Origin of the sequence: Actinomadura coerulea, assembly GCF_014208105.1 — a bacterium.
Classification (GTDB): domain Bacteria; phylum Actinomycetota; class Actinomycetes; order Streptosporangiales; family Streptosporangiaceae; genus Spirillospora; species Spirillospora coerulea.
The window spans coordinates 1,947,393-1,969,662 of record NZ_JACHMQ010000001.1; the positions used below are offsets into that span (position 1 = coordinate 1,947,393).

24 protein-coding genes and 1 pseudogene are annotated in these 22,270 nt (G+C 73.6%); 13 read left to right on the forward strand and 12 right to left on the reverse strand.

Annotated features, from left to right (window positions below):
- Positions 1-85: 85 nt before the first annotated feature.
- Both BKA00_RS08940 and BKA00_RS08945 read right to left on the reverse strand, forming a co-directional pair.
- Positions 86-541, reverse strand: coding sequence for an acyl-CoA thioesterase (locus tag BKA00_RS08940; RefSeq protein ID WP_185024471.1), 456 nt, complete (start codon positions 539-541; stop codon positions 86-88).
- Positions 538-1,890 carry an APC family permease gene (locus BKA00_RS08945; RefSeq protein WP_185024472.1) on the reverse strand — a complete coding sequence of 451 codons (1,353 nt, stop codon included), beginning with the start codon at positions 1,888-1,890 and terminating at the stop codon, positions 538-540. The genes BKA00_RS08940 and BKA00_RS08945 overlap by 4 nt, the downstream gene beginning before the upstream one ends.
- A gap of 52 nt (positions 1,891-1,942) precedes the next feature.
- Here BKA00_RS08945 and BKA00_RS08950 point away from each other — a divergent pair, with 52 nt between their 5' ends.
- From BKA00_RS08950 to BKA00_RS08960, 3 genes are all read left to right on the forward strand, one after another.
- A complete protein-coding gene (locus BKA00_RS08950) occupies positions 1,943-2,725 on the forward strand; it encodes an arsenate reductase/protein-tyrosine-phosphatase family protein (RefSeq protein ID WP_185024473.1) in 783 nt (260 codons plus the stop codon).
- On the forward strand, positions 2,722-3,099 hold the full coding sequence (locus BKA00_RS08955) for a VOC family protein (RefSeq protein WP_185024474.1): 378 nt from the start codon (positions 2,722-2,724) through the stop codon (positions 3,097-3,099). The genes BKA00_RS08950 and BKA00_RS08955 overlap by 4 nt, the downstream gene beginning before the upstream one ends.
- A 102-nt stretch (positions 3,100-3,201) precedes the next feature.
- Positions 3,202-3,576 carry a YybH family protein gene (locus BKA00_RS08960; protein ID WP_185024475.1) on the forward strand — a complete coding sequence of 125 codons (375 nt, stop codon included), beginning with the start codon at positions 3,202-3,204 and terminating at the stop codon, positions 3,574-3,576.
- Here the strand turns inward: BKA00_RS08960 and BKA00_RS08965 are convergent.
- A complete protein-coding gene (locus tag BKA00_RS08965; RefSeq protein WP_185024476.1) occupies positions 3,573-4,715 on the reverse strand; it encodes an oxidoreductase in 1,143 nt (380 codons plus the stop codon). The two genes, BKA00_RS08960 and BKA00_RS08965, sit on opposite strands and share 4 nt — an antisense overlap.
- A gap of 69 nt (positions 4,716-4,784) precedes the next feature.
- On the opposite strand from BKA00_RS08965, the gene BKA00_RS08970 reads away from it, so the two are divergent.
- The 4 genes from BKA00_RS08970 (at position 4,785) to BKA00_RS08985 (ending at position 7,551) form a co-directional block, all read left to right on the forward strand.
- Positions 4,785-5,645 carry a sigma-70 family RNA polymerase sigma factor gene (locus tag BKA00_RS08970; RefSeq protein ID WP_185024477.1) on the forward strand — a complete coding sequence of 287 codons (861 nt, stop codon included), beginning with the start codon at positions 4,785-4,787 and terminating at the stop codon, positions 5,643-5,645.
- 47 nt (positions 5,646-5,692) lie between these two features.
- Positions 5,693-5,962 (forward strand): helix-hairpin-helix domain-containing protein, encoded by a 270-nt coding sequence (locus tag BKA00_RS08975; RefSeq protein ID WP_185024478.1) that lies wholly within the window; start codon positions 5,693-5,695, stop codon positions 5,960-5,962.
- Between the two features lie 66 nt (positions 5,963-6,028).
- Positions 6,029-7,246, forward strand: coding sequence for a helix-turn-helix domain-containing protein (locus BKA00_RS08980; protein WP_185024479.1), 1,218 nt, complete (start codon positions 6,029-6,031; stop codon positions 7,244-7,246).
- Positions 7,247-7,311: 65 nt separating this feature from the next.
- Positions 7,312-7,551 carry a hypothetical protein gene (locus tag BKA00_RS08985; protein ID WP_185024480.1) on the forward strand — a complete coding sequence of 80 codons (240 nt, stop codon included), beginning with the start codon at positions 7,312-7,314 and terminating at the stop codon, positions 7,549-7,551.
- A 222-nt stretch (positions 7,552-7,773) separates the two neighbouring features.
- Here the strand turns inward: BKA00_RS08985 and BKA00_RS08990 are convergent, their stop codons facing one another.
- Genes BKA00_RS08990 through BKA00_RS09000 form a run of 3 tightly spaced genes read right to left on the reverse strand, consistent with a single transcriptional unit; the run spans position 7,774 to position 9,943 of the window.
- Positions 7,774-8,295, reverse strand: a complete 522-nt coding sequence (locus tag BKA00_RS08990) for a DinB family protein (RefSeq protein ID WP_185024481.1) — start codon at positions 8,293-8,295, stop codon at positions 7,774-7,776.
- On the reverse strand, positions 8,296-9,333 hold the full coding sequence (locus BKA00_RS08995) for an NADP-dependent oxidoreductase (RefSeq protein WP_185024482.1): 1,038 nt from the start codon (positions 9,331-9,333) through the stop codon (positions 8,296-8,298). It lies immediately after the preceding gene.
- 16 nt (positions 9,334-9,349) lie between these two features.
- Positions 9,350-9,943 (reverse strand): TetR/AcrR family transcriptional regulator, encoded by a 594-nt coding sequence (locus BKA00_RS09000; RefSeq protein WP_185024483.1) that lies wholly within the window; start codon positions 9,941-9,943, stop codon positions 9,350-9,352.
- Between the two features lie 152 nt (positions 9,944-10,095).
- On the opposite strand from BKA00_RS09000, the gene BKA00_RS09005 reads away from it, so the two are divergent.
- Positions 10,096-10,347 carry a hypothetical protein gene (locus tag BKA00_RS09005; protein ID WP_185024484.1) on the forward strand — a complete coding sequence of 84 codons (252 nt, stop codon included), beginning with the start codon at positions 10,096-10,098 and terminating at the stop codon, positions 10,345-10,347.
- Between the two features lie 121 nt (positions 10,348-10,468).
- Here the strand turns inward: BKA00_RS09005 and BKA00_RS09010 are convergent, their stop codons facing one another.
- A complete protein-coding gene (locus BKA00_RS09010) occupies positions 10,469-10,963 on the reverse strand; it encodes a DinB family protein (RefSeq protein WP_185024485.1) in 495 nt (164 codons plus the stop codon).
- 158 nt (positions 10,964-11,121) lie between these two features.
- Positions 11,122-11,376, reverse strand: coding sequence for a winged helix-turn-helix transcriptional regulator (locus BKA00_RS40335; protein ID WP_338072106.1), 255 nt, complete (start codon positions 11,374-11,376; stop codon positions 11,122-11,124).
- 319 nt (positions 11,377-11,695) lie between these two features.
- On the opposite strand from BKA00_RS40335, the gene BKA00_RS09020 reads away from it, so the two are divergent.
- Complete coding sequence (locus BKA00_RS09020; RefSeq protein WP_185024487.1) at positions 11,696-12,586, forward strand: aldo/keto reductase family oxidoreductase; 891 nt, start codon at positions 11,696-11,698, stop codon at positions 12,584-12,586.
- Between the two features lie 122 nt (positions 12,587-12,708).
- Here the strand turns inward: BKA00_RS09020 and BKA00_RS09025 are convergent, their stop codons facing one another.
- Positions 12,709-13,122 (reverse strand): nuclear transport factor 2 family protein, encoded by a 414-nt coding sequence (locus BKA00_RS09025; protein ID WP_185024488.1) that lies wholly within the window; start codon positions 13,120-13,122, stop codon positions 12,709-12,711.
- Between the two features lie 101 nt (positions 13,123-13,223).
- Between BKA00_RS09025 and BKA00_RS09030 the strand changes: the two genes are divergently transcribed.
- A complete protein-coding gene (locus tag BKA00_RS09030) occupies positions 13,224-13,787 on the forward strand; it encodes a TetR/AcrR family transcriptional regulator (protein WP_185024489.1) in 564 nt (187 codons plus the stop codon).
- Here the strand turns inward: BKA00_RS09030 and BKA00_RS09035 are convergent.
- Both BKA00_RS09035 and BKA00_RS09040 read right to left on the reverse strand, forming a co-directional pair.
- Positions 13,773-15,406, reverse strand: a pseudogene (locus BKA00_RS09035) (TlrC/CarA/OleB/SrmB family ABC-F type ribosomal protection protein). The gene BKA00_RS09030 and the pseudogene BKA00_RS09035 sit on opposite strands and share 15 nt — an antisense overlap.
- Positions 15,407-15,445: 39 nt before the next feature.
- A complete protein-coding gene (locus tag BKA00_RS09040; protein WP_185024490.1) occupies positions 15,446-16,264 on the reverse strand; it encodes an SDR family NAD(P)-dependent oxidoreductase in 819 nt (272 codons plus the stop codon).
- Between the two features lie 116 nt (positions 16,265-16,380).
- Here BKA00_RS09040 and BKA00_RS09045 point away from each other — a divergent pair, with 116 nt between their 5' ends.
- Complete coding sequence (locus BKA00_RS09045) at positions 16,381-16,974, forward strand: TetR/AcrR family transcriptional regulator (RefSeq protein ID WP_185024491.1); 594 nt, start codon at positions 16,381-16,383, stop codon at positions 16,972-16,974.
- A 6-nt stretch (positions 16,975-16,980) separates the two neighbouring features.
- On the opposite strand, the gene BKA00_RS09050 is transcribed toward BKA00_RS09045, so the two are convergent.
- A complete protein-coding gene (locus tag BKA00_RS09050; RefSeq protein WP_185024492.1) occupies positions 16,981-17,499 on the reverse strand; it encodes a MarR family winged helix-turn-helix transcriptional regulator in 519 nt (172 codons plus the stop codon).
- 125 nt (positions 17,500-17,624) lie between these two features.
- On the opposite strand from BKA00_RS09050, the gene BKA00_RS09055 reads away from it, so the two are divergent.
- Entirely contained in the window at positions 17,625-20,822 is a 3,198-nt protein-coding gene (locus tag BKA00_RS09055) for a DUF4132 domain-containing protein (RefSeq protein ID WP_185024493.1), read from the forward strand.
- A gap of 121 nt (positions 20,823-20,943) precedes the next feature.
- Positions 20,944-22,155 (forward strand): AI-2E family transporter, encoded by a 1,212-nt coding sequence (locus tag BKA00_RS09060; RefSeq protein ID WP_185024494.1) that lies wholly within the window; start codon positions 20,944-20,946, stop codon positions 22,153-22,155.
- Positions 22,156-22,270 lie beyond the last annotated feature (115 nt).

Below are 22,270 nucleotides of genomic sequence, written 5' to 3' on the forward strand. Positions count from 1 at the left end.
AATCAGAACCGCGGGAACTGTGCCGGGCGCGTCAGGCCGAAACCCGATTCCAAATCCGGGAAAACGCGCGATGCTCGATACATCGTCAAGGCGATTGTGGAGCTGACGAGGCGCCGGCCGCCTGTCCCGCCGATCCGTCCAGGTAAGGCTCCAGAACCGACCTCACCTGCGGCGGCATCTCCTTCTTGGCCTTCGACGCCGGGTCGATGAACACGTGCCGCACCTCCCCGTCGGCGATGAGCCGCCCCGCCACCCGGAACACCGGCCGCACGATCATGCTCGTCGTCCCCAGCCGCGCCACCGGCATCGACACCTCCAGCACATCGTCGAACCGAGCGCCCTCCCGGAACCGGATCCGCGCCTCGGCCACCACCAGGTCGTAGCCCTGCTCCACCATCCGCGCCCAGTCGCCGAACAGCGCCCGCCACATCTCCGTCAGCGCCACGTCGTAGAAGAACAGGTAGTGGCCGTTGAACACCACGCCCTGCTGATCGCACTCGCTGTACCGGACCCGCAACCGATGCGCGAAAACCTCACTCATACCCGGCATTGTGCACGCCGCCGAAGCACCAGCCACCGGCCGCCCAGCCCCGCGGCGAACATCGCCGCCCCCGCCAGCACCGACGTCCACGGCAGCGCCGCCACCAGCACCACGCACCCCGCGGCGCCGAGCACGTTGAGCGCCCGCGGCCAGCGGCGGTCGGCCGCCGGCTGGGTGAACGCGCTCGCGTTGGCCACCGCGTAGTACACCAGCACGCCGAACGAGGAGAACCCGATCACCCCCCGCAGGTCCGCCGCCGCCACCAGGGCGCACACCACGGCCGCCACCGCGACCTCGGCGTGGTGCGGCACCCGGTGCCGGGGATGCACGGCCGCCAGCCACCCCGGCAGATCGCGGTTGCGCGCCATGGCCAGCGCCGTCCGGCCGATCCCCGCGATCAGCGCCAGCAGCGCGCCCAGCGACGCCAGCGCCGCGCCCGCCCGCACCACCGGCGCCAGCCCCCCGGCCCCCGCCGCCCGCACCGCGGCCGCCAGCGGCGCGGCCGCGTTCGCCAGAACCCCCGGACCCGCCGCCAGCAGCGCCGCCGCCCCCACCGCCAGGTACACCGCCACCGCGACGAACAGCGCCACCGGGATCGCCCGGGGAATCGTGCGCGCCGGGTCCCGGACCTCCTCGCCCATCGTCGCGATACGGGCGTAACCGGCGAAGGCGAAGAACAGCAGCCCCGCGGCCTGCAGGACGCCGTACACGCCGCCCTCGCCCACCGCCGCCCACCCGCCCAGGTTCGCCGTACTCGCATGCCCGCCCGCCGCTATCCCCGCCACCACCACGGCCAGCGCCGCCAGGCTGGCCACCACCAGCACCCGCGTCAGCAGCGCCGTCCTGGTCACGCCCCGGTAGTTCAACGACGCCAGCGCCACCACCGCCGCCACCGCGACCGCGCGGCGGACCCACTCCGGACCCGGCACCGCATAGGAGGCGAAGGTCAGCGCCATCGCCGCGCACGAGGCCGTCTTGCCGACCACGAACCCCCAGCCCGCCGCGAACCCCCACCACGGGCCCAGGCGCTCGCGGCCGTACACGTAGGTGCCGCCGGACGTCGGATACACCGCCGCCAGCTGCGCCGAGGCGACCGCGTTGCAGTACGCGACCACCGCCGCGACCACCAGCCCCACCAGCAGCCCCGTGCCCGCCACCCGCGCCGCGGGCCCGAACACGGCGAACACCCCCGCCCCGACCATCGACCCGAGCCCGATCAGCACCGCGTCCCCGGTGCCCAGCCGCCGCGCCAGCCGGTCGCCCCCGGCGGGCTCCGCGCCCGCCCCGGGCCCGGCCGTCCCGGGCGCGGCCGCCGAAGGCCCGCCCCGGTTCCGGCGCCGGAACGCCATCGCCCACCCCCACCCGCTATTCCATCAAACTCATTTGATGTATCGTCCGGGCATGGCGTCACCGAGTCAAGCCGCCCCGGCGTTCGTGCGACTGGCCGCCCACCCGCTGCGCTGGCGGCTGCTGACCGCGCTCGCCGACGGCGACCTGCGCGTCCGCGAGCTCACCGGGCTGTCCGCCGCGCCGCAGAACCTCGTCTCCTACCACCTGCGGCTGCTGCGCGACGGCGGCCTGGTCACCGCCGTCCGCAGCAGCCACGACGGCCGCGACACCTACTATCGCCTCGACCTAAATCGCTGCGCCCGCGCCCTCGCCGAAGCCGGAACCGCCCTGCACCCCGCACTGCTGTGCACGCCCGCGCCACCTCTCCCGCCGGACGGTCCGCAGCACCCGGCGGCCCCGGCGGTGCTGTTCGTGTGCACGGGCAACAGCGCGCGCTCACCGATCGCCGAAGCCCTGCTGCGCCACCACACCGGCGGCCGCGTCACCGCCGCCAGCGCCGGCACCCGCCCCAAGACCGAGATGCACCCCGGCGCCGTCCAGGTCCTGCGCGAGCGGTACGGCATCGACATCTCCGCGCGGCGGCCCCGCCCCCTGGACGCCCTGCGCCGCCGCTTCGACCGCGTCATCACCCTCTGCGACAAGGCCCGCGAAACCTTCCCCGACCTCGGCGACGCGCGGCACGCCCACTGGAGCACCCCCGACCCGGCCGCGGCGCCGGACGGCCCCGCGGCCTTCCACCGGGTGGCGGCCGACCTCGACGCGCGCGTGCGCCACCTGCTGCCCCTCCTCGCCCAGACACCGAAGCCCGCGCAGATGACGGAGGAGAACCCATGACCGGACCCGGAACGCACGCAGGCGTCCGCTACCTCGTCGACGACGTCCAGGCCGCCGTCGACTTCTACACCGCCCACCTCGGCTTCACCCTCAACCACGACGCGGCGCCCGCGTTCGCCGACGTCGTGCGAGGCCCGCTGCGCCTCCTGCTGTCGGGACCGGCCAGCTCGGGCGCCCGCGCCACCCCCGCGGACGCCGCCGTCCCCGGAGGCAACCGCATTCACCTGCGCGTCGATGACCTCGACGCCGAGATCTCCCGGCTGCGCGGCGCTGGCCTGACCTTCCGCAGCGACCTGGTCACCGGCCCCGGCGGCCGCCAGATCCTGATCGCCGACCCCGCCGGGAACCTGGTCGAACTCTTCCAACCCGCATAAGCGACACTTCTAGATCGTAGAAGAAGCATCTCTTGGACTTCTCGCCCATGGGGGACCACCATGGGAGGTGGCAGACAGCACCAGCGACCCCGGGGGGAAGCCATGACGCAGTACGCGAAGGCCATGCGGCCGGAGGACATCACCCGCCTGTTCGTCGAACGCTCCAACGCCGGCGACGCGGCCGGCGTCGCCGCCCTCTACGAGGAGGACGCGGTACTGGCCTACCCGCCCGGCTCCCAGACCGTGGGGCGCCAGGCCATCCGCGAACTGTGGGAGAAGGTCCTGGCCGCGGGCCCCCGCTTCACGCCCGAGGAGCCGCTGCCCACCCTGATCAGCGGCGACCTCGCCCTCACCTCCACCCCGCCCAGGGACGGGGCGGGCGCCCGCGCGCAGGTCGTCCGCCGCCAGCCCGACGGCAGCTGGCTGCGCGTCCTGGACCAGCCCGAGTTCGTCACACCCCCCGGACCCGGCGCCTAGGACCCCGCCCAGACCGGATAGTCGACGTAGCCGCGCGCGCCGCCGCCGTAGCGGGTGCTCTCGTCAACGCCCGCCACGGCGAGGCCCAGCGCGAACCGGGCGACCAGATCGGGATTGGCGATGAACGGCCGCCCGAACGACACCGCGTCGGCGATCCCCGCCTCGACCACCGCGTTCCCCGACTCCCGCCCGAACCCGTGATTGGCGACCAGGGCCCCGCCGAACAGCTTGCGGTAGCGGGCGAACTCGTCGAAGTCCGGCACCGCCCCCGGCCCCGGCAGGGCCCGCCCGCGCAGATGCAGGTAGGCCAGGGGACGGGTGCTCAGCTCCGCCACCACGGCGTCGTAGGCGGCGAGCGCCGCCTCGCCGGCGGTGTAGGGATAGTCGGCGCGGCGCGCGCCGGGGGAGGTGTCGCGCACCGTCCAGTACGGCGACAGCCTCACCCCGGCGCGGCGGCCGTCCCACTCCGCCGCCACCGCGTCCACGACCTCCAGCAGCAGGCGGCCCCGATCGGCGCCGTAGCCGTCGGCGCGGCGGTTCAGGCGCGGGTTCAGGAACTGCGCGATCAGGAACGTGCCGTTCGCGGCGACCTCCACCCCGTCGAACCCCGCCCGCCGCGCCCGCGCGGACGCCGCCCCGTACCCGGCGACCGTCTCCTCGATCTCCGCGCGCGACATCTCCCGGGGCGTCACCGTCGCCCTGGGGCCCGCCGCCGTCCAGCACACCTCGCCCGGATCGACCGCCGACGGCCCCGCGGGCCGCGCCCCGCCCCGGTGGACGGGATGGGAATGGGCGCCCGCGTGCCACAACTGCAGCACGATCCGCCCGCCCAGCGCGTGGACGAGACCGGTGACGCGGCGCCACCCCTCCACCTGCCGCTCCCGGTAGATACCGGGGACGCCGGGGAACCCGATCGCCCCCTCGCCGACCCACGCGCCCTCGGCGACGATCAGCCCGGCCGTGGCGCGCTGCCCGTAGTGGACGGCGTGCAGGTCCGTCGGCTCGAGACCGGGCACCGACGCCCGCGCCCGCGTCAACGGGGCCATCACCACCCGGTTCGGCAGCTCCAGGTCCCCGAGCGCCACCGGCCGCAGCAGCGGCTGCCCGCCCGGCTCGCTACCCTCGTCATGTCGGATCATCTGTCTCCCCGCCGTCGTCGTCTCCCGGATTCCACGAAGCAGACGGACCACGGCAAGGAAAGGTGACCGATGCACGACCAGCTCGCCGAACATTTCGAGGCGCACCGCGCGAACCTGCGCGCGGTGGCCTACCGGATGCTCGGCAACCCCGGCGAGACCGACGACGCCGTCCAGGAGGCCTGGCTGCGGCTCACCCGCCACGGCCCCGCCGGGATCGACGACCTGGAGGCCTGGCTGCGCACCGTCGTGGCCCGCATCTGCCTCGACATGCTCCGCGCCCGCACCTCCCGGCGCGAGGAGCCCTACGGATGGCACTCGCCCGTCCAGCCCGACGACGGCGACCCCGAGACCGAGACCGTCCTCATCGAATCGGTCGGCCGCGCCATGCTCGTCGTCCTGGACACCCTCGGCCCCGCCGAACGCGTCGCCCTCGTCCTGCACGACGTGTTCGCCGTCCCGTTCGACCAGATCGCCCCCATCGTCGAGCGCACCCCGGCCACCGCCAAGAAACTCGCCAGCCGCGCCCGCCAGCGCGTCCGCGGCGCCGCCGCCCCACCGTCACCCGAACGCGCCGAACAGCGCCGCGTCGTCGAGGCGTTCCTCGCCGCCGCCCGCAGCGGCGACCTCGACGCCCTCCTCGCCGTGCTGGCCCCCGACGTCGTCCGCCGTGCCGACCACGCCGCCCTCACCCCCGGCCGCCCCGCCGTCCTGCGCGGCGCCGGCCCCGTAGCCCGCGAGATGCGGCTGTTCGGCCGCCGCGCCGCATACGCCGCACCCGCCCTCGTCGACGGGACGCTCGGCGCCGTCGTCGCCCCCCACGGCCGACTCCTGCTCGCCCTCGCCGTCACCGTCCACGACGGCCGCGTCACCGCCTACGAGATGATCGCCGACCCCGCCCGGCTCACCGCCCTCGACCTCGCCGTCCCCTGACCGATTCCAACAAGACCGCCCCGCCCCGCCGTGCCTACGGTGGGCCCATGAGCAGCGAACTGTCCGAACTGGCCAACGTGGGACCGGCCGTCGCCGCCTACTTCGACCGCATCGGCGTCACCGCCATCGCCCAACTCCGAGGCCAGGACCCCGTCGAGCTCTACGAGCGGATGTCGGCCGCCCACGGCCGCCGCCTCGACCCCTGCCTGCTCGACACCGTCATGTCCGCCGTCGACCAGGCCGAAGGAAAGCCCGCCCGCCCCTGGTGGCACTACACCCCCGACCGCAAACGCCTGCTCGCCGGCACCCGCCCCTGAAACACCACCGCACGCCGGTGGCGGGCCGTAGCCTGGAGGTCGGGAGCCTCACGAGGAGGTGCGGCGATGCACCAGGAGACCACCATCGGCGCCCGACTGCGCGCCCTGCGCCGCTGGCGCGGCATGACCCTCGACCAGCTCGCCGGGCAGGCGGGCTTATCCAAATCCTTCCTGTCCATGGCCGAACGCGGGCAGCGCAGCCTCGACCGCCGCTCCCACATCGCCGCCCTCGCCGACGCCCTCCGCGTCTCCGAAACCGACCTCGTCGGCGGCCCCCACCTCGGCCCCGACCCGGTTCAATCCCGGCCGCACACCTACATCCCGGCACTACGCACGGCCCTGGAGACCAACGGCTTCCACCAGGGACCGGCCGTCGAGCGGGCACGGCCGGTCCCCGCCCTCGCTGCGCTGATGAACGGCCCCATCGAGCAGCACCGCCGCAGATACGACTACGTCGGGGTGGGGGAGGCCCTCCCCGACCTGATCGATGAACTGCACTGGCACGTCAGCGAGTCGGCCGACGAACCCACGCAGCGCCTTGCTCTGGAGACGCTCGTCGAGGCGTACATGTGCGCCGCGGGTATGGCCAGGGCCCTGAGGCACCCCGACCTGGGTCATGTCGCGGCGATGCGCGCCGACGAGACCGCCGTCCTGCTGGACGACCCCATCGCGCGCGGCAAGGCCGCCTTCTCACTCGTGCGCCCGAACGCAAGCAACTGGCACCGGGTGAAGGGAATGGCCGAGCGCGCGGCGAACCGCCTCGAACCCCACGTCAAGGATCAGGCGGGCAGGCAAGTGCTCGGCATGCTCACCCTCAACGCCGCGCTGGCATCGGCCGCGAGCAGGGACCTCCAGTCCGCCGAGCACTGGCTACGGGAGGCGCGCGCCCTGTCCGGCCACGTCCCCGACGACCTTGAGGGCAACTGGCAGGCGTTCGGCCGCACCAACGTCGCCATCTGGTACATCACGGTCGGTGTCGAGGCGGGCAAGGGCGGCCGGGAGATAGCCGAACTCGCAGGCGCGGTCGACGTGCGCAAGCTCGAAGCCCACCCAGGTCGCAAGACGTGTTTCCTCGCCGACGTGGGACGCGGCATGGCGCGCGATCCACGTCACAGAGACGAAGCGATCGGATGGTTCGAACGCAGCGAGGAGGCGGCACCCCAGAGATTCCGCAACGACCCCAAGATCCGCGAGTCGATCGCCGTCATGCTGGAACAGGCCCGCGTCGCTTCCCAGGGGCGCGAACTGCGCGGCATGGCCGCCCGCATGGGCCTGCTCCACTGACCCACCGCAAGACGAGTTCACACGGGTGAACACACAGGGTTTCATGTCACTTACTTTCTGTGGTCATGGATGCGACGAACGCACTTGGGTGGCTTGCTGCCGAACTCGACGCGCGCGGATGGCGGACGGCCCTGCGCGCCGGGGCCCTCACGGTCACCAACCCGGACGCGCCCCGCCTCACCGACGCCATCACCTGTGACGGGCGCGCATTCTGGTGGACGTGGGGCCAGGAAGCCGGACCCGCCGACGACATCGTCGGTGCGGCAGACCGCATCGTCCACGTCCTGCGGACGGTCGCGCCATGAACACGGCGGCCGGGCCTCTCGACTGGACGGGCATGACCTCCGGTCACCGGGGGAGTGCCCTGCCCACACCGCGCCGCTCCCGCGTCGTCACCTGGTACGGCAGGGCGACAGGCCGCTGGTGGGCCCTGGTGCCCTGGCCCTCCGCACCCCACGGCGCCTTACTCATCGAGGCGGCCGACCAGGCCACCCTCAACGAGCACGTCGCCCACCTCCTCGCGGCCCTCAACTGCCGGCCGGTGCCGCACGCCGAAGGATCAGGAGCTGGCCGATCTCGGCGACGTTCTTCGTGAGCTCGACGTTCACCCACGCGCACATGTCGGCGACGGTGCGGCCTGCCTCCTCCGGCCAGGGGAAGGCCGATCGGTCGTCGAGGCGGTCGGTGGCCGACAGCGCCGTCCGCCATGCCTCGTGGATCTCTCCCAGCCATTCGGTGATCGAGGCGCAGGTGCCCGGCCAGCCGACGTCTTCGCGCGCGGGGACGTCGGTCTGCTGCAGATGAGCGAGTGCCGTGGACCACCACCAGCCGATGTGCCAGGTCAGCCAGGCGACCGTGGGGGCCGGGACGGGAGTGGGCTCCACGTCGGCGAAGTCCGGAGCCCAGCCGCCCTCGACCTGGTGCATGGTCCAGTGCGACGGGGCCGGTTCCCAGAACAGGTCGTCATCGCGCCACTGCTGCACGTGGTAGTCGAGCAGTGCCCACGCGGTGGCGAGCTGCTGCTGGAGTACGTCCTTGACTTCGCTCATTCAGTCCGCCTTCGGTTCGGCCGCGTTCACCCTGACCAACTGCTTGCCGAGGTTGGCGCCGTCGAAGAGGCGCTGCAACGCGGCGGGGGCATTGGGGAGGCCGTCGATGACGTCCTCGGCCCAGCGCAGGTCGCCCGCCGACACCCAGCCGGCGAGACGAGAGAGCGCTTGGGGGAAAAGGGCTTGATGGTCGAGGAACACGAACCCCTCCATGCGCGCCCGCCGGAACGCGAGCTGCATGTAGTTGGCGGGGCCCGCGCCGTAACCCGCGGCCGTGTACCCGGACGAGATCGACCCGCACAGCGCGATGCGCGCATGGAGAGCGAGCCGGTCGAGCGCGTTCTCCAGCAGCGTGCCGCCCACGTTGTCGAAGACGGCGGTGAGCCCGTCGGGCGCGAACTCGCGCAACGCGTCCGGGACATTGTCGGCGCGGTAGTCGACACAGGCGTCGAACTTCGCGACGTCCCTCACCCAGGCGACCTTCTCGGCCGAGCCGGCGGTGCCGATCACCCGCGCGCCGAGAAGCCGCGCCATCTGACCGGCCAGGGAACCGACGCTGCCCGCCGCGCCGGTGACCAGCACGGTGTCCTTCTCGGTGACGTCCAGGACAGCGGTCATCCCGACGAACGCCGTCAGCCCGCTCACGCCGAAGACGGTGAGCATGTGGCGCGGATCGATGCCCTCCGGCACCGGGTTGACCCCGAACAGGCCCCCCTCGCGCGCCACGACGTACTCCCGCCACCCCAGGACGCCGTAGACCCACTGCCCTTCCGGCAGCGCCGGGTTCCGGGAGGCCACCACACGCCCGACGCCGCTGCCGCGCATCACCTCGCCGATCCCGACCGGGGCGATATAGGTGGCGTCAGGGTTGAGCCACGTGCGCTGAGTGGCGTCGATGCCCAGCCAGACGACCTCGACCAGGGCCTCGCCGTCGTCGAGTACCGGCATGGGGCTGCGCCGCTCAGCGAACGTGCCAGGGGTGATGCCACCGGCGGGACGTTCACGGAGCACCATCTCGCGGAATGTCCGCACGGGCATGACTTCAGCCTCTCGATCAGGGGGCCGAGCGCGTCGCTCGGCAGAACGTGGCGACCAGCTCGTCGCTGACCGCGTCCACGGGAGCGCCGTGCGCGACCCGAAGCCCTTCGGCGTCGAGGGTGCGGCGGAACATCGACGCCATCATGACGAGGTCGAAGCGGCGCAGCTCGCCGGTGCGCTGCCCCTCCTCCAGCAGCGCGACGACGTCGGTGAGCGACGCCGCCACGAGCTCGTCGTAGACGTCGGCCGCCGCCGCGGCGCGGTGCGCGACGACCGCGACCAGGGCGCGCGTCTCCACCGGCCGCCGCGCGCAGTACTGGAGGAACTCGCGGACATAGGCCGCGAGCCGGTCCAGGACACCGCCCTCACCGCGCAGCACGGCGACCAGTTCCGGCCCCAGAGTCCCGACCACCTGGGCGACGACGGCGTCGAGGATCTCCTCCCTGGTCTCGAAGTTGCTGTGGTAGGCGCCTCGGCTGTACCCGGCCGTCTCCGCGATCGCCTCGACCGAGGTCGAGGCGACGCCGCGCTCGGCGAACAACCGCATCGCCGACGCCACCAGCTCCTCACGCGTGCGCTGCCGGCGCTCGGCGCGCGTCTCCCGTGCCATGCCACCAAGATACATGACGGTATCCGGATACATTGCCGTATTTGAGTTCACGGTGTGCCCGCCCCGACCGCAGGGCTACCGTTGCTGCGCGTGAGACGAGCTGCTGCGCCGGGGGCATGCCTGAGACGCGACCTGACCGATCTGGAGAACAGATGTCCCGCGACGAACCTCTTCGCACCGTCTTCATGCCGGCCCTCGTGGTGCTCCTGCGCGCGGCTGAGCAGGAGAAGAACGCGCCGCTGACGGAAGCGGAGGTGCTCGCCATCCGCGACGACGCGGTGTGCATGACCGTCCCGCTCAGCATCGCGAGCGGCCTTGAGGGGGCCCGGGGGTACCCCGACATCTCGCCTGAGGATTGCTGGCGTGAGTGGCTGTCAGTTCGGGAGCGGACAGCGGCCGAGTAGGTCGCGATCCACGGCTCCGGCACGGCGCTGCATCGAAACAGACCGCGTGTGGACGGGGATGCTGAGCGTCTCCGGGCCGTCGTTGTGAGGCGAACCCTGGCGCGATGACGCCGGCGGCACGTCAGCGCCCGGTCGCGCCGTCGATCTGCTCGCGAAGGATGTCGGCGTGGCCCGCGTGCCGGCCGGTCTCCTCGATCATGTGGGCCAGCGCCCAGCGGACGCTGGGCGCGGGACGTCCCGGCCGGGGGACGGGCGCGCCGAGATCGGCGCAGCCGTCGAGCACCTCGTTCGCACGCTCGACCGCCTCCCGGTAGCGGGCCACGACCTCCTCCACGCCGTCCGAGGCCGCGGCATGGAACGTCGCCTGCCAGTCGGCGACCTCCTCTCCGAGGAACATCGACCGTTCGACGAAGGTCAGGTGGTTGAGCAGGCCGAGCAGGTTCGTGCCCGAGGGCACCGCGGCCGCCCGCACCTGCGGCTCGGGCGCGCCCTCGACCTTCGCGGCGACGGAGGTCCGCAGGTAGTCGAGGAAGCCGCGCAGGGTCTCGGCCTCGCCGCCTCCGGTGCGGGGCGGCGGGGTGTCGCGGCGGCGGGCGCGGCGCGTGGTGCTGGGCACGGTGGTCTCCCTCTTCGCCGGGTGGCAGGCCCGCGGTGGGCCTGCCACCAGTTTCGGCAGGTGCGCCGCGATACGGCACGGAAGCTTGCGGTTCCGGCAAAAGAGCAGGACCGGACGGCGCGCCGAGCGCGTGCGGTGCCGACGAGGAGAGGCGGCCGTCAGGATGGGGGAGTGTCGTAGCCCTCGCGGTTGGCGAGGACCTGGGTCATGTGCGTCTGCGCCCATGCTCTGAGCCCGCGCGTCATGTGGTGGAGCGAGAGGCCGAGGTCGGTCAGTTCGTAGGAGACGGTGACGGGGACGGTCGGCGTGACGGTACGGGTGAGCAGACCATCGCGCTCCAGCGACCGCAGCGTCTGGGTCAGCATCTTCTGGCTGACCCCGGCCACGTGACGAGAGATCTCGGAGTAACGCATCGCTTTCGGAACGTCTGAGTGTTCTCCGTCGGGCCGGCCAGGGCCGCTGTCGCCACCCAGCGCACACAGGATCAGGACGACCCACTTGTCCGAGATCCGGTCGAGCAACTTCCGGCTGGGGCACCCCGCCAGGAACGCGTTGTACTCCACCTTGGCCTGCGCCCTCTTCTGGGCCGCCCTCATCGTCGTCACTGATCGCCCTTCTCGCCGATGGGTGGGTTACGCACTTCAAAGTACCTACTTCCCGCTGGAGAGTTCCTCTCCGATGCTGTCGTGAGGAGGCGGCAGGCGCCGCTCCACGTGCACGAAAGGCATCGACATGAGCACACCCTCCCTCACCCTTCCCGGCGGCACCTGGCCTCTCGGTGACCTGGCCGTCACCCGGTTCGGTTACGGCGCCATGCGACTGGCCGGCCCGTGGGTCATGGGGCCGCCCACCGACCGCGAGGGCGCCCTGGCGGTTCTGCGTGAAGCGGCCGACCTCGGGATCACCCACATCGACACCAGCGACGCCTACGGGCCGCGGGTCACCAACGAGTTGATCCGCGAGGCTCTGCACCCCTATCCCGAGGCGCTGCACATCGTGACAAAGGTGGGCGCGACCCGCGACGAGCAGGGCGGCTGGCCTCCCGCCCGGCGGCCCGAAGAGCTGCGCCGCCAGGTCCACGACAACCTCAGGTCCCTCAGGCTCGACGTACTCGACGTGGTCAACCTCCGGCTCGGCGACGCCGAAGGCCCCCGGCCCGGCTCGCTCGCCGAGGCCTTCGGGGCGCTCGTCGAACTCCAGCGGGCGGGCCTCATCCGCCAACTCGGGGTCAGCAACGCCACCGAGGAGCAGGTCGCCGAGGCGCGGAGCATCGCGCCGATCGTGTGCGTGCAGAACATGTACAACCTCGCCCACCGCCACGACGACACGCTCATCGACCGGCTCGCCGCCGACGGCGTCGCGTACGTGCCCTTCTTCCCCCTCGGAGGCTTCACTCCGCTCCAGTCCTCGGCGCTCTCGGCGGTCGCCGCCCGACTGGAGACGACACCGATGTCCGTCGCACTGGCCTGGCTGCTGCGGCGATCACCGAACATCCTGCTCATCCCCGGGACGTCGTCGACGGCACACCTGCGCGAGAACATCGCCGGCGCGGGCCTCTCCCTCTCTGATGAGGACCTGTCCAAGCTGGACGACATCGGCGTCGGGTCGACTTCCGCCAACTGAGCCGGACCGTCACCCACCCGATGCAAGGACGGCGGGGGATCGCGCTCATCCCCATTGCCGTCGTGGAGGTCCTGTTCCCCCGGGAGGGCCGATCGCCGCGGCGGTCGTGGCCCGCCGGCGCGTCACAGGCGGCCGCCCAGGGGAGTGCGGTGCGCGCGGACCGTCCGGTGGCTGATCCGCCAGCCCTGCGGCGTGCGGACGACGGTGTCCTCGTAGGTCACGCTGCCGACGGTGCCGTCGGCGTTGACGCCGAGCCCCTTGGAGCGCGCTTGCACGCGGTCGCCCGCGGCCTCCGGCTCGGCGAGGACGATGTTGGTGACGTGGTGCCCGACGGGGTTGAGCTCGCCCAGCGCACGCGCGGCGGCTACGCAGGCCGCCACCCCGCGCAGGGGCTCCTGCCCGAAGTCGGAGACGTCGTAGACGACGTCGGGGGTGAACAGATCCTCCAGCCGGTCCAGGTCCCCGCTGTCGCACAGGTGGCCGTGCATGGAGATCAACTGGGTGATCGTGGTGCGGTCGTCGGCGGTGAACGCCATCGCTCCTCCTCGGTCCCGGCCGGACAAAACGGGGACGTCCCCGTTTAGTGGCCCCGCTAGGCTAACCGGGGACATCCCCGTTCGACAACCAGGGAGCCGCGATGACCGCCGCCTCCGGCCGGGCGCGCCGCGCCGACGCCGAGCGCAACGCGCGGCTGCTCACCGCGGCCGCCGGGGAGCTGTTCGAGGAGCGGGGCCCCGGCGCGCCCCTGGACGAGATCGCCAAGCGCGCGGGCGTCGGCAACGCGACCCTCTACCGGCACTTCCCGACGCGCGACGACCTGCTCGCCGCCGTCTACGCCGACGAGGTCGCCGCGCTGTGCGACCGGGGGGCCGCGCTGTCGGCGGAGGCCGACGCCGGGGAGGCGCTCCACACCTGGCTGGAGGCCTTCGCCGTCCAGGTCGCGACCGGACGGGCCCCGGCCTTCGCCGGCGCGGGCGGCGACGACGCGCGGCGCACCGAGCTGTTCGCGCGCTGGCACGCCGCCCTGACCTCCGCCGCGGAGACGCTCCTGACGCGAGCGCAGCGGGAGGGCGCGGTCCGCGGGGACCTCGCCGTGACCGAGGTGCTGACGCTCGCCCACGCCATCGCCACCTCCTGCACCGACGCCGCCCGGGTCCGCCGCCTGCTCGCGATCGTCCGGCACGGCCTAACCGGCCGGTGACACCCTCCGCCCTCCGGCCAGTTCGAGGCGGGCACCGGTGAACGCGGCGCGCAGGCGCCGGTCGTGCGTGACCACCACCAGCGCCCCCTGGTAGGACGCCAGCGCCTCCTCCAGCTGCTCCGTGAGCATGGGCGACAGGTGGTTGGTCGGCTCGTCGAGCAGGATCAGGTCCACAGGCTCGCTCACCAGCCGCGCCAGCTCGACCCGGCGCCGCTGCCCAGGGGACAGCTCCCCGAGGCGGAGGCCCAAGTCCGACGACCGGAACAGGCCCAAGGACAGCAGGGCGTCCGCGTCTCGTCGGGACTGCCCGGACGTCCGTGCGCATAGGCCTGCAACACGGTGCGATGCCCCGCGCCGACCGGTCCGTCCTGCCGGAGGAACCCGACCCGCCCGGACCGGCGCACCTCGCCCGCGTCCGGGCGCAGTTCTCCGGAGAGGACCCGCATCAGGGTGGTCTTGCCGGCTCCGTTCGGGCCGGTGACGAGGAGCCGCTCACCGGCGCGGACGGTCAGGGACTCCAGGCGGAGCCGTCCCGGCACCACCACGCCGTCGAGCGCGGCCACCTCCTCCCCGGCGGCGCCCGCGGCGGCGGGGACGGCGGTGAAGCGCAGCGGCTCGGGGGGCGGGGCCGCGGGGTGGTCGAGGAGCCACCGCAGCCGCTGCCGGGACTGCCGGACGCGCCCGGCGGCCCCGTGGGTGCGCGAGCGCGCCCGCCAGGCGCCGGTGCCCATGCCCGCCTTGGCCACCTTGCGCGGGATCGTGGCGAGCCGGCCCGCGTTGGCGGCCACCAGCGCGGCATGGCGGTCCAGCTCCGTCCTCCATTCCTCGTGGGCCCTCGCCAGCGCGGCGCGTTCGGCGGCCTTGGCTGCGAGGAAGCCGGCGTACCCGTCGCCGTAGCGGCGCACCTGCCCGCCGTCCACCTCGACGACGGCGGTGGTCACCCGGTCCAGGAACGTCCGGTCGTGCGTGATCGCCACGACCGTGCCCCGGTGGGCGCGCAGGCGCCGTTCGAGCCAGTCCACGGCCTGGTCGTCCAGGTCGTTGGTCGGCTCGTCGAGCAGCAGGAGCTCGGGGGAGGACGCCAGCGTGGCGGCGAGGGCGAGCCTGGAGCGCTCGCCGCCGGAGAGCGTGCCCAGCGGGCGGCTCCGGTCGAGCCCGGGCAGCCCGAGCCCGTGCAGCGCGAGCTCCACGCGGTGGTCGGCCTCGTAGCCGCCACGCGCCTCGAACTCCGCGACCAGTTCCGCATAGGCGTCCAGGTCCGCCGGGTCAGGCGCGCCCGCCGAGCCGAGCGAGCGTTCGGCGGCGCGCATCCGGGCTTGGAGGTCGCGCAGGTCCGCCATCGCCAGGTCGACGGCGTCGGCGACGGTGGCGTCCGGCGGCAGCGCGAGCGACTGCGGCAGGTAACCGACCCCGCCGGGCGCGACGGCCACGACCTCGCCGTCGTCCGGGAGCTCGGCACCCGCCATGAGCTTGAGCAGCGTGGACTTCCCGGACCCGTTGTCGCCGATCACGCCGAGCCGCTCGCCCGGCCTGACGGTGAGCGAGACCCGGTCCAGGACGGCGCGGGTTCCGTAGCGCTTGGTGATCTGGTTGAGTGCGAGTTGGGCAGGGGCGCGCAGAGCGCCACCTCCTTCTGCCAGGTCGGACGTGTGCTCGGGTCAGCCCGGGGCCTTGCGGCTGAGGTGCTCCCAGGCCCGGTACTCCTCGGTGCGCGCCCGGTCCATCTGCTGGACCATGTCGTAGGAGGCGGCGCCGACGATCAGCCGCAGCGGCGGGTCGTCCAGGCCGGCGAGCTCCATGACCACCGGGGCGGCGGTGCTCGGGTCGGGGCCGGCGTCCTCGCCCCACATCTCGGCCAGCCGGGCGCGCAGCGGCTCGTACTCCGGGAGCGGCCGGGTCGCCGTCGTGCCCCGCGTGAACAGCTCCGTGCCGTACCCGCCGGGCTGCACGATCGTCACCTTGATCCCGAAGGGCGCCACCTCCATCGCCAGCGCCTGGCTCAGCGAGTCGAGCGCGCTCTTGCTCGCCGCGTAGAACCCGGCGGACGCGACCCCGCCGCCCGTCCCCATCGTGGTGACCTGCAGGATGTGGCCGGAGCCCTGCCTGCGCAGGTGCGGCACCACGGCCTGCGCGACCCAGACCGCGCCGAAGAAGTTGACGTCGAACTGGGCGCGGATCTGCTCCTCGGTGGCCTCCTCCACCATGCCGTACAGGAAGGCGCCGGCGTTGTTCACCACGACGTCCAGCCGCCCGAACGCCGCCGCGGCCTGGTCCACCACCGTCCGGACGGCGGCGCGGTCGCGGACGTCCAGCGTCAGCAGTTCGAGACGGCCCGGGTGGCGGGCGGCGAGGCCGTCGAGGGGGGCGAGGTCGCGCGCGGCCGCCACGACACGGTCCCCGGCGTCGAGCGCCGCCTCGGCGAAGGCCCTGCCCAGGCCCCTCGACGCACCGGTGATGAACCATACGCGTGCGGTCATGCGCACTCCTCACTCACAAGAGACGAGACGGTTCGTCTCGTCTTAGGGAGTATGAGGGTGCGTCGGCCTTTCGTCAAGACGGATCGTCTCGTCTCGTCTCGGGTATACTCCCGGCCGTGTCCAGCCCCAGAACACCGAATCCCGCGCGGCGCAGCGAGCGGTCCCGGCAGGCCGTTCTGGCCGCCGCGCGCGAGCTCGTCTCCGAAGTCGGGTACCCCAAGGTGACGATCGAGGCCATCGCCGCGCGGGCGGGCGTCGGCAAGCAGACCATCTACCGCTGGTGGCCGTCCAAGGGCGCGGTGGTCTTCGACGGGTTCCTGGCCCTGAGCGAGGGGGAGGAGGGCGTCCGGCTCCCCGACACCGGCGACATCGAGGCCGATCTGAAGACCGTCATGCGGGCGACGGTCGCCGAGTTCGGCGACCCGGCGTTCGAGGCGCCCCTCCGGGCGCTCAACACGCAGATCATCGAGGACCCCGAGCTGGCCGCCCTGTACCGCGAGAAGCTGGCCGGCCCCCTCGACCAGGCCAAGAAGGAACGGCTGCGCAACGCCCAGCGGGCGGGCCAGCTGCGCGCGGACGCCGACCTCGGCCTGGTCCTGGAGGTGCTGTACGCCCCGCTCTACCAGCGCTGGCTGCACCGCTCGGGGCCGCTCACCCCCGAGTACGCCGACGCGCTCGTCGACGCCGCCCTCCGCGCCTTCGCCCCCTGACCGTCGTCAGGTCCTCCGGCGCGCGGTGCTCCTCCGGCGCGGCTTCGCCGACCGGGGCGGGATGGAGCGCATGTGATCGCGGACGACGGTGAGGACGCGGGCGAGGTCCTCGACATCCTCGCGAGCGAGCGGTTCGAGGAAGAGCCGCCGCAGGACGTCGATGTGGCCGGGGAACACCTGGGCGAGCACGTCCCGTCCCGCGTCGGTGATGGTCACCGTCACGCCCCGGTCGTCCTCCTCGGACGGGCCGCGCGTGACGAGCCCGGCCTTCTCCAGCAGGCCCACCTGGTAGGTCAGGCCGCTGCGGCTGTACACGACGCCGTCCGCCAGCTCGGTCATGCGCCGGCTGCCGTCCGCCGCGTCCCCGAGGGTGGCCAGCAGCTGGAACTGGACGTAGCTGAGGTCGCCGGCGTCGCGCAGCTGCTGCTCGACCGTGTGGCGCAGCAGGCTGCTCACCTCGATCAGCGCGAAGTAGGCGCCGAGTTCGGCGGGATCGAGCGGCGGAGGGGGCTCTTCTTCGGTCATGGCGCCATCGTAGTTGCTTCGAGTTTGAAGCAGTGCCGGTCCGTCACGTGAGGCGCCCGACCAGGACCTGCGGCCCCGGGCCGTGCACGGCGCTCTGTCGGAGCCGGGTCCTACGGTGAGGCGCCATGGACGAGGAGACGATGATCATTCCGGCGTCGTGGCGGCGCCGGCTGCATCCGCGGCGGGGCGGGGAGCCCGGCACCGCGCTCAGGCTCGACCCGTCGGCCGGCGACGCGCTCGCCGAGAAGATCCGCGCGCAATCGGCCGACGTCGAGGACGTGCTCGGCGCCCCCCGGAGCGACCCGGCCCTCGTCCAGGCGGCCCGGCGGTATCTGGGCGGCGAGGACGACCCGCTCGGCGCCGCGGTCGTCGGGCAGATCGCCTTCCGCGAGGAATCCTGGCAGGAGGATCCTTACACCTGGCTCGTGGACGCGTGGTGCGCCGGGCGCGGGGCCGCGTTCGCCGCCGCCGCCGTCGCGGGCATCGTCGAGGCCGAGCCCGCCCGGCGGTGGGTCGAGCACGGCGTTCGGATGGAGGCGTGGATCCGGCCGCGGGACCCGCAGCAGCATTACGGCCAGTGGTGGGTGATCCGGAAGTCGCTGGCGCGGATGCGCGCCGTTCTCGCCTCCGCGGACGACGACGAGTACGAGCGGGCCGTCGCGCGGCTCGGAGAATGCCGCGGCACGCCGCTGCTCCGGCGCGTCACCGCCTACCTCGCGCCCACCCGCCAGGACTGGGTCGACGCATCGCTGGCCGAGTCCGGCGGGACGCCGGGGTCCGAGTTCACCTGGATGTTGTGGTGCTCCGTCGCCTCCCCGGCGCAGCTCCCCCGCCTCGGGCCCCTGGAGTGGCTCGCGGCGAGCGACGAACTGGTGGCCACCGCCGTGGACGGCGTCGGCGCGGCGCTCGCCCCGCTGCTGGCCGACGCCTACGACACCGCTTCCAACGCCAAGGCCCGCAAGAACACCGCCGAGGCGCTGGCGGTCCTGCCCACCGACGAGGCGTTCCAGGCCCTGGCGGACCGCGCCCACCAGGACCGCGTCAGGCCCGCGCTGGCGGCGGCGGCGGAACGGTTCCCCGTGCGAGCCGCGCGGCTGCTGAGCGGCGCGGCGGCGGGCACCGGCAAGGCCGCCGCGGTCGCCGCCGGACTGCTGGAGGAGCACCTGCTCACCCATCCCGAGCTGGGCGAAGGGAAGGCGCGCCGGGCGCGCGTCCCCGACGCCCCGGCGCGGGAGCTGCCCGCGTGCCTGGTGAACCCGCCCTGGCGCCGCCCTCGCCGCGAACGCCGGACCGTGGTGATCGACGGGCTGGCGCCGCCCGACGTCGACGCCGTCCGCTGGGCGCGCGGCGAACGCGAGGCATGGTCCGCGTCCGGCCGGTGGCGGGACCGGGACGAGTGGGCCGCCAGGATCCACGACCACAAGGCGGGGCGGCTGGCCTACTGGCAGACGCTGGAGCTGTTCACCGAGGGCCCCGAGGAACTGGTGCGGCCCCTGTTCGCCGAGTGGGCCGCCGGCGACCCGCCCCTCACCTGGAACAAGAAGCAGATCGCGGCCCGCTACGAACTGGATGCCGCCCCACTGCTGGTCAAGACCGCCGCGGACGCCCCCGCCTCCGACGGCGAGATCCTGCTGCCCTTCCTCACCCCCGCCATCGCCGCCCTCATGGCGGACTGGGCGCTGCGTCTGAAGTCGGCGCGGCCCATCGCGCACGCCTGGTTCGCCCGCCACCGGATCGCCGCCGCCCTGCAGCTCGTCCCCGCGGCGCTCGGCCCGGCCGGAGGGGAGCGCCGCGCGGCGCAGCTGGCGCTCCTGCACATCGCCGGGAACGAGGGCGCGGACGCCGTCGTCGAGGCGGCCCGCGTCCACGGCGCCCGCGCCGCCGCCGCGATCGCGGACCTGATGACCGCCGACGCGCTCGACCTCGTACCGCCGCGCCCCCCGGCGATCGGCGGCTGGGCCGACCCGGCGCTGCTCCCGCAGGTCCTGACCGCCCGGCGCGACCGGGCGCTGCCGGCCGCCGCGACCCGCGACCTGCTGCGCACGCTCGCGCTGGAGGCCCCCGACGGCGGGCGCCCCGACCTCGCCGAGGTCGAGCGCGCCTGCGACCCCGAGTCGCTCGCCGCCTTCTCCTGGGCGGTGTTCGAACGGTGGGAGGTGGTCGGCCACCCGCCCAGGGACGGCTGGGCGCTCACCCAGCTCGGCCTGCTCGGCGGCGACGAGGCCGCCCGCCGCCTCACCCCGCTGATCCGCGCGTGGCCCGGCCAGAGCCGCCACAAGAACGCCGCCGCGGGCCTGGACGTCCTCGCCGAGATCGGCACCGACGTCGCCCTCCTGCACCTGCACGGCATCTCCCAGAGACTGCGGTTCAAGACCCTCAAGGAGCGGGCCCGCCAGAAGATCGACCAGATCGCCGACGAGCTCGGCCTCACCGATGACGAACTGGCCGACCGCCTCGCGCCCGACCTCGGGCTCGACGCCGCCGGCACCCTCGTCCTGGACTACGGCCCCCGCCGCTTCACCGTCGGCTTCGACGAGCAACTGCGGCCCTACGTCCTGGACGGCACCGGCAGGCCGCGCAAGACCCTGCCCAGACCGGGCGCGAAAGACGACCCCGACCTGGCGCCCGCCGCCCACAAGCGCTTCGCGGCGCTGCGCAAGGACGCGCGCGCCGTGGCGGCCGGGCAGGTGCGCAGGCTGGAGGCCGCCATGATCCAGCGGCGCTCCTGGACCTTCTCCGACTTCCAGCGGCTCCTCGCCGGCCACCCGCTGCTGCGCCACATCGTCCGGCGGCTGGTGTGGCTCACCGGCGACGGCACGGCCTTCCGGGTCGCCGAGGACGGAACACTCGCCGACTCCGCCGACGACGCCCTCGTCCTGGACGGAACCGCCCGGGTCCGCGTCGCGCACCGCCTCGACCTGGACGCGCGCGGCCTGGCCGCCTGGGCGCAGGTGTTCGCCGACTACGAGATCGCCCAGCCGTTCCCGCAGCTGGACCGTCCCGTGCACGCCCTCACCGACGACGAACGCCGGACCGGCAGACTGGCCCGGTTCGACGGCGCCAAGGTCCCGCTCGGGCGGCTGCTGCGCCTGGAGAGCGACGGCTGGGAACACGAGATGCCCGCCGACGCGGGCATCGTCGGCGGGATGTCGCGCACGCTGCCCGGCGGCGCCACCGCCTGGCTCGGCTTCGAGCCCGGGGTCGCGATCGGCCACCGCGACCCCGACCAGATCGTCACGATCGGCGCCCACGTGACCGGCACCCTCGACGCCCTCCAGGCGAGCGAACTGCTCGCCGAACTGACCGCGGTAACCGAAGGGTGAGGTCGCACCGGGTCGAACGCGCACGGGCCGGCCGGGGCGGGGCTGAAATCCCGGCAAAGCTTGCCCCTGCCGCGGTGCGGGACACCCGGAATGCCCGACCGGACGCCGTTAACGTGCAGGAATGCCGCAGACGCCCGGCGAGCCGCCCGGCGCCACGCCCGCCCGCGAACCGGCCGCCGTCCCTCCCAGAGCCCCCGCCGACGAGCACGACGCCGAGCCCGCCGCGCGGCGGCCGCACCAGATGCCGCCGTGGCTGCCCAGGGCGTTCGCGCTCGCGGGCGCGAGCGTGCTGGCGTTCCTGGCGTGCCTGTGGCTGCTGGAGCGGCTGCGCGGACTGCTGCTCCTCCTGCTGATCTCGCTGTTCCTGGCCTTCGCGATCGAGCCGGCGGTGAACTGGCTCGCCGCGCGCGGCTGGCGGCGCGGCGTGGCGACCGCGGCGATGTTCGTGATCGTGGGGCTGCTCATCGCCGGGTTCCTCGGCGGCATCGGGTCGCTGCTCGCAGCCCAGGCCAACCACCTGATCAGCGGATTCCCCGAGTACGTCCGCCGCTTCGTCGGATGGGTGAACGCCACGTTCGGGACCCACCTGTCGCAGCGCACCGTCTTCCAGCGGCTCCCCACCGTCACCGACGCGCTTTCACGGCACCTGGCGGACCTCGCCGGGAACGTGTGGGGGTTCGGCACGACCGCGTTCGGCGTCGTCTTCAACACCCTCGGCGTCCTGCTGTTCACCTTCTACCTGTCCGCCGAGGGCCCCCGGTTCCGCCGGACGGTCTGCTCCCTGCTTCCGCCGCGGCGCCAGCACGAGGTCCTGCGCGCCTGGGAGATCGCCGTCGACAAGACCGGCGGCTACATCTACTCCCGGGGACTGCTCGCCCTCATCTCCGGCATCGCCCACTACGCCGCCATGGCCGGGCTGGGCGTCCCGTACGCGGCGGCCCTGGCGCTGTGGGTGGGCGTAATCTCGCAGTTCATCCCCGCCGTCGGCACCTACCTGGCCGGCGCCGTGCCGGTGCTCATCGCCCTGACCAAGTCGCCCAGCACGGCCCTGTGGATCCTGCTGTTCATCATCGCCTACCAGCAACTGGAGAACTACCTGCTGCAGCCGCGCATCACCGCCCGGACCCTGGACACGCACCCGGCGGTGGCGTTCGGGCTCATCCTGGCCGGCGCCGCCGTCGCCGGACCCGTCGGGATCCTCCTGGCGATCCCGCTCGGCGCCAGCCTCCAGGCCTTCGCCAGTGCGTACGTGCGCCGCTACGAGGTGGAGGAGCATCCCCTGACCAAGCCGGACCCGCCCCCCGGCCGCTGGTGGCGGTGGCTGCGGCGCTGACGCTTTACCGGATCGGGGACGGACCCGGGGCGGATCGTCGAGCATTGCCGTGGACGGGAGCCGCCCGCCGCGGTTACCGTGCCGGAGGGAACCTTGATCATCAGCCAGCTCGGGG

What these genes read in the sequence shown, in the direction of transcription:
- BKA00_RS08940 (WP_185024471.1), bottom strand. Translation starts at nt 541, where the DNA reads ATGAGTGAGGTTTTCGCGCATCGGTTGCGGGTCCGGTACAGCGAGTGC.
- BKA00_RS08945 (WP_185024472.1), bottom strand. Translation starts at nt 1,890, where the DNA reads ATGGCGTTCCGGCGCCGGAACCGGGGCGGGCCTTCGGCGGCCGCGCCC.
- BKA00_RS08950 (WP_185024473.1), top strand. Translation starts at nt 1,943, where the DNA reads ATGGCGTCACCGAGTCAAGCCGCCCCGGCGTTCGTGCGACTGGCCGCC.
- BKA00_RS08955 (WP_185024474.1), top strand. Translation starts at nt 2,722, where the DNA reads ATGACCGGACCCGGAACGCACGCAGGCGTCCGCTACCTCGTCGACGAC.
- BKA00_RS08960 (WP_185024475.1), top strand. Translation starts at nt 3,202, where the DNA reads ATGACGCAGTACGCGAAGGCCATGCGGCCGGAGGACATCACCCGCCTG.
- BKA00_RS08965 (WP_185024476.1), bottom strand. Translation starts at nt 4,715, where the DNA reads ATGATCCGACATGACGAGGGTAGCGAGCCGGGCGGGCAGCCGCTGCTG.
- BKA00_RS08970 (WP_185024477.1), top strand. Translation starts at nt 4,785, where the DNA reads ATGCACGACCAGCTCGCCGAACATTTCGAGGCGCACCGCGCGAACCTG.
- BKA00_RS08975 (WP_185024478.1), top strand. Translation starts at nt 5,693, where the DNA reads ATGAGCAGCGAACTGTCCGAACTGGCCAACGTGGGACCGGCCGTCGCC.
- BKA00_RS08980 (WP_185024479.1), top strand. Translation starts at nt 6,029, where the DNA reads ATGCACCAGGAGACCACCATCGGCGCCCGACTGCGCGCCCTGCGCCGC.
- BKA00_RS08985 (WP_185024480.1), top strand. Translation starts at nt 7,312, where the DNA reads ATGGATGCGACGAACGCACTTGGGTGGCTTGCTGCCGAACTCGACGCG.
- BKA00_RS08990 (WP_185024481.1), bottom strand. Translation starts at nt 8,295, where the DNA reads ATGAGCGAAGTCAAGGACGTACTCCAGCAGCAGCTCGCCACCGCGTGG.
- BKA00_RS08995 (WP_185024482.1), bottom strand. Translation starts at nt 9,333, where the DNA reads ATGCCCGTGCGGACATTCCGCGAGATGGTGCTCCGTGAACGTCCCGCC.
- BKA00_RS09000 (WP_185024483.1), bottom strand. Translation starts at nt 9,943, where the DNA reads ATGGCACGGGAGACGCGCGCCGAGCGCCGGCAGCGCACGCGTGAGGAG.
- BKA00_RS09005 (WP_185024484.1), top strand. Translation starts at nt 10,096, where the DNA reads ATGTCCCGCGACGAACCTCTTCGCACCGTCTTCATGCCGGCCCTCGTG.
- BKA00_RS40335 (WP_338072106.1), bottom strand. Translation starts at nt 11,376, where the DNA reads ATGCGTTACTCCGAGATCTCTCGTCACGTGGCCGGGGTCAGCCAGAAG.
- BKA00_RS09020 (WP_185024487.1), top strand. Translation starts at nt 11,696, where the DNA reads ATGAGCACACCCTCCCTCACCCTTCCCGGCGGCACCTGGCCTCTCGGT.
- BKA00_RS09025 (WP_185024488.1), bottom strand. Translation starts at nt 13,122, where the DNA reads ATGGCGTTCACCGCCGACGACCGCACCACGATCACCCAGTTGATCTCC.
- BKA00_RS09030 (WP_185024489.1), top strand. Translation starts at nt 13,224, where the DNA reads ATGACCGCCGCCTCCGGCCGGGCGCGCCGCGCCGACGCCGAGCGCAAC.
- BKA00_RS09040 (WP_185024490.1), bottom strand. Translation starts at nt 16,264, where the DNA reads ATGACCGCACGCGTATGGTTCATCACCGGTGCGTCGAGGGGCCTGGGC.
- BKA00_RS09050 (WP_185024492.1), bottom strand. Translation starts at nt 17,499, where the DNA reads ATGACCGAAGAAGAGCCCCCTCCGCCGCTCGATCCCGCCGAACTCGGC.
- BKA00_RS09055 (WP_185024493.1), top strand. Translation starts at nt 17,625, where the DNA reads ATGGACGAGGAGACGATGATCATTCCGGCGTCGTGGCGGCGCCGGCTG.
- BKA00_RS09060 (WP_185024494.1), top strand. Translation starts at nt 20,944, where the DNA reads ATGCCGCAGACGCCCGGCGAGCCGCCCGGCGCCACGCCCGCCCGCGAA.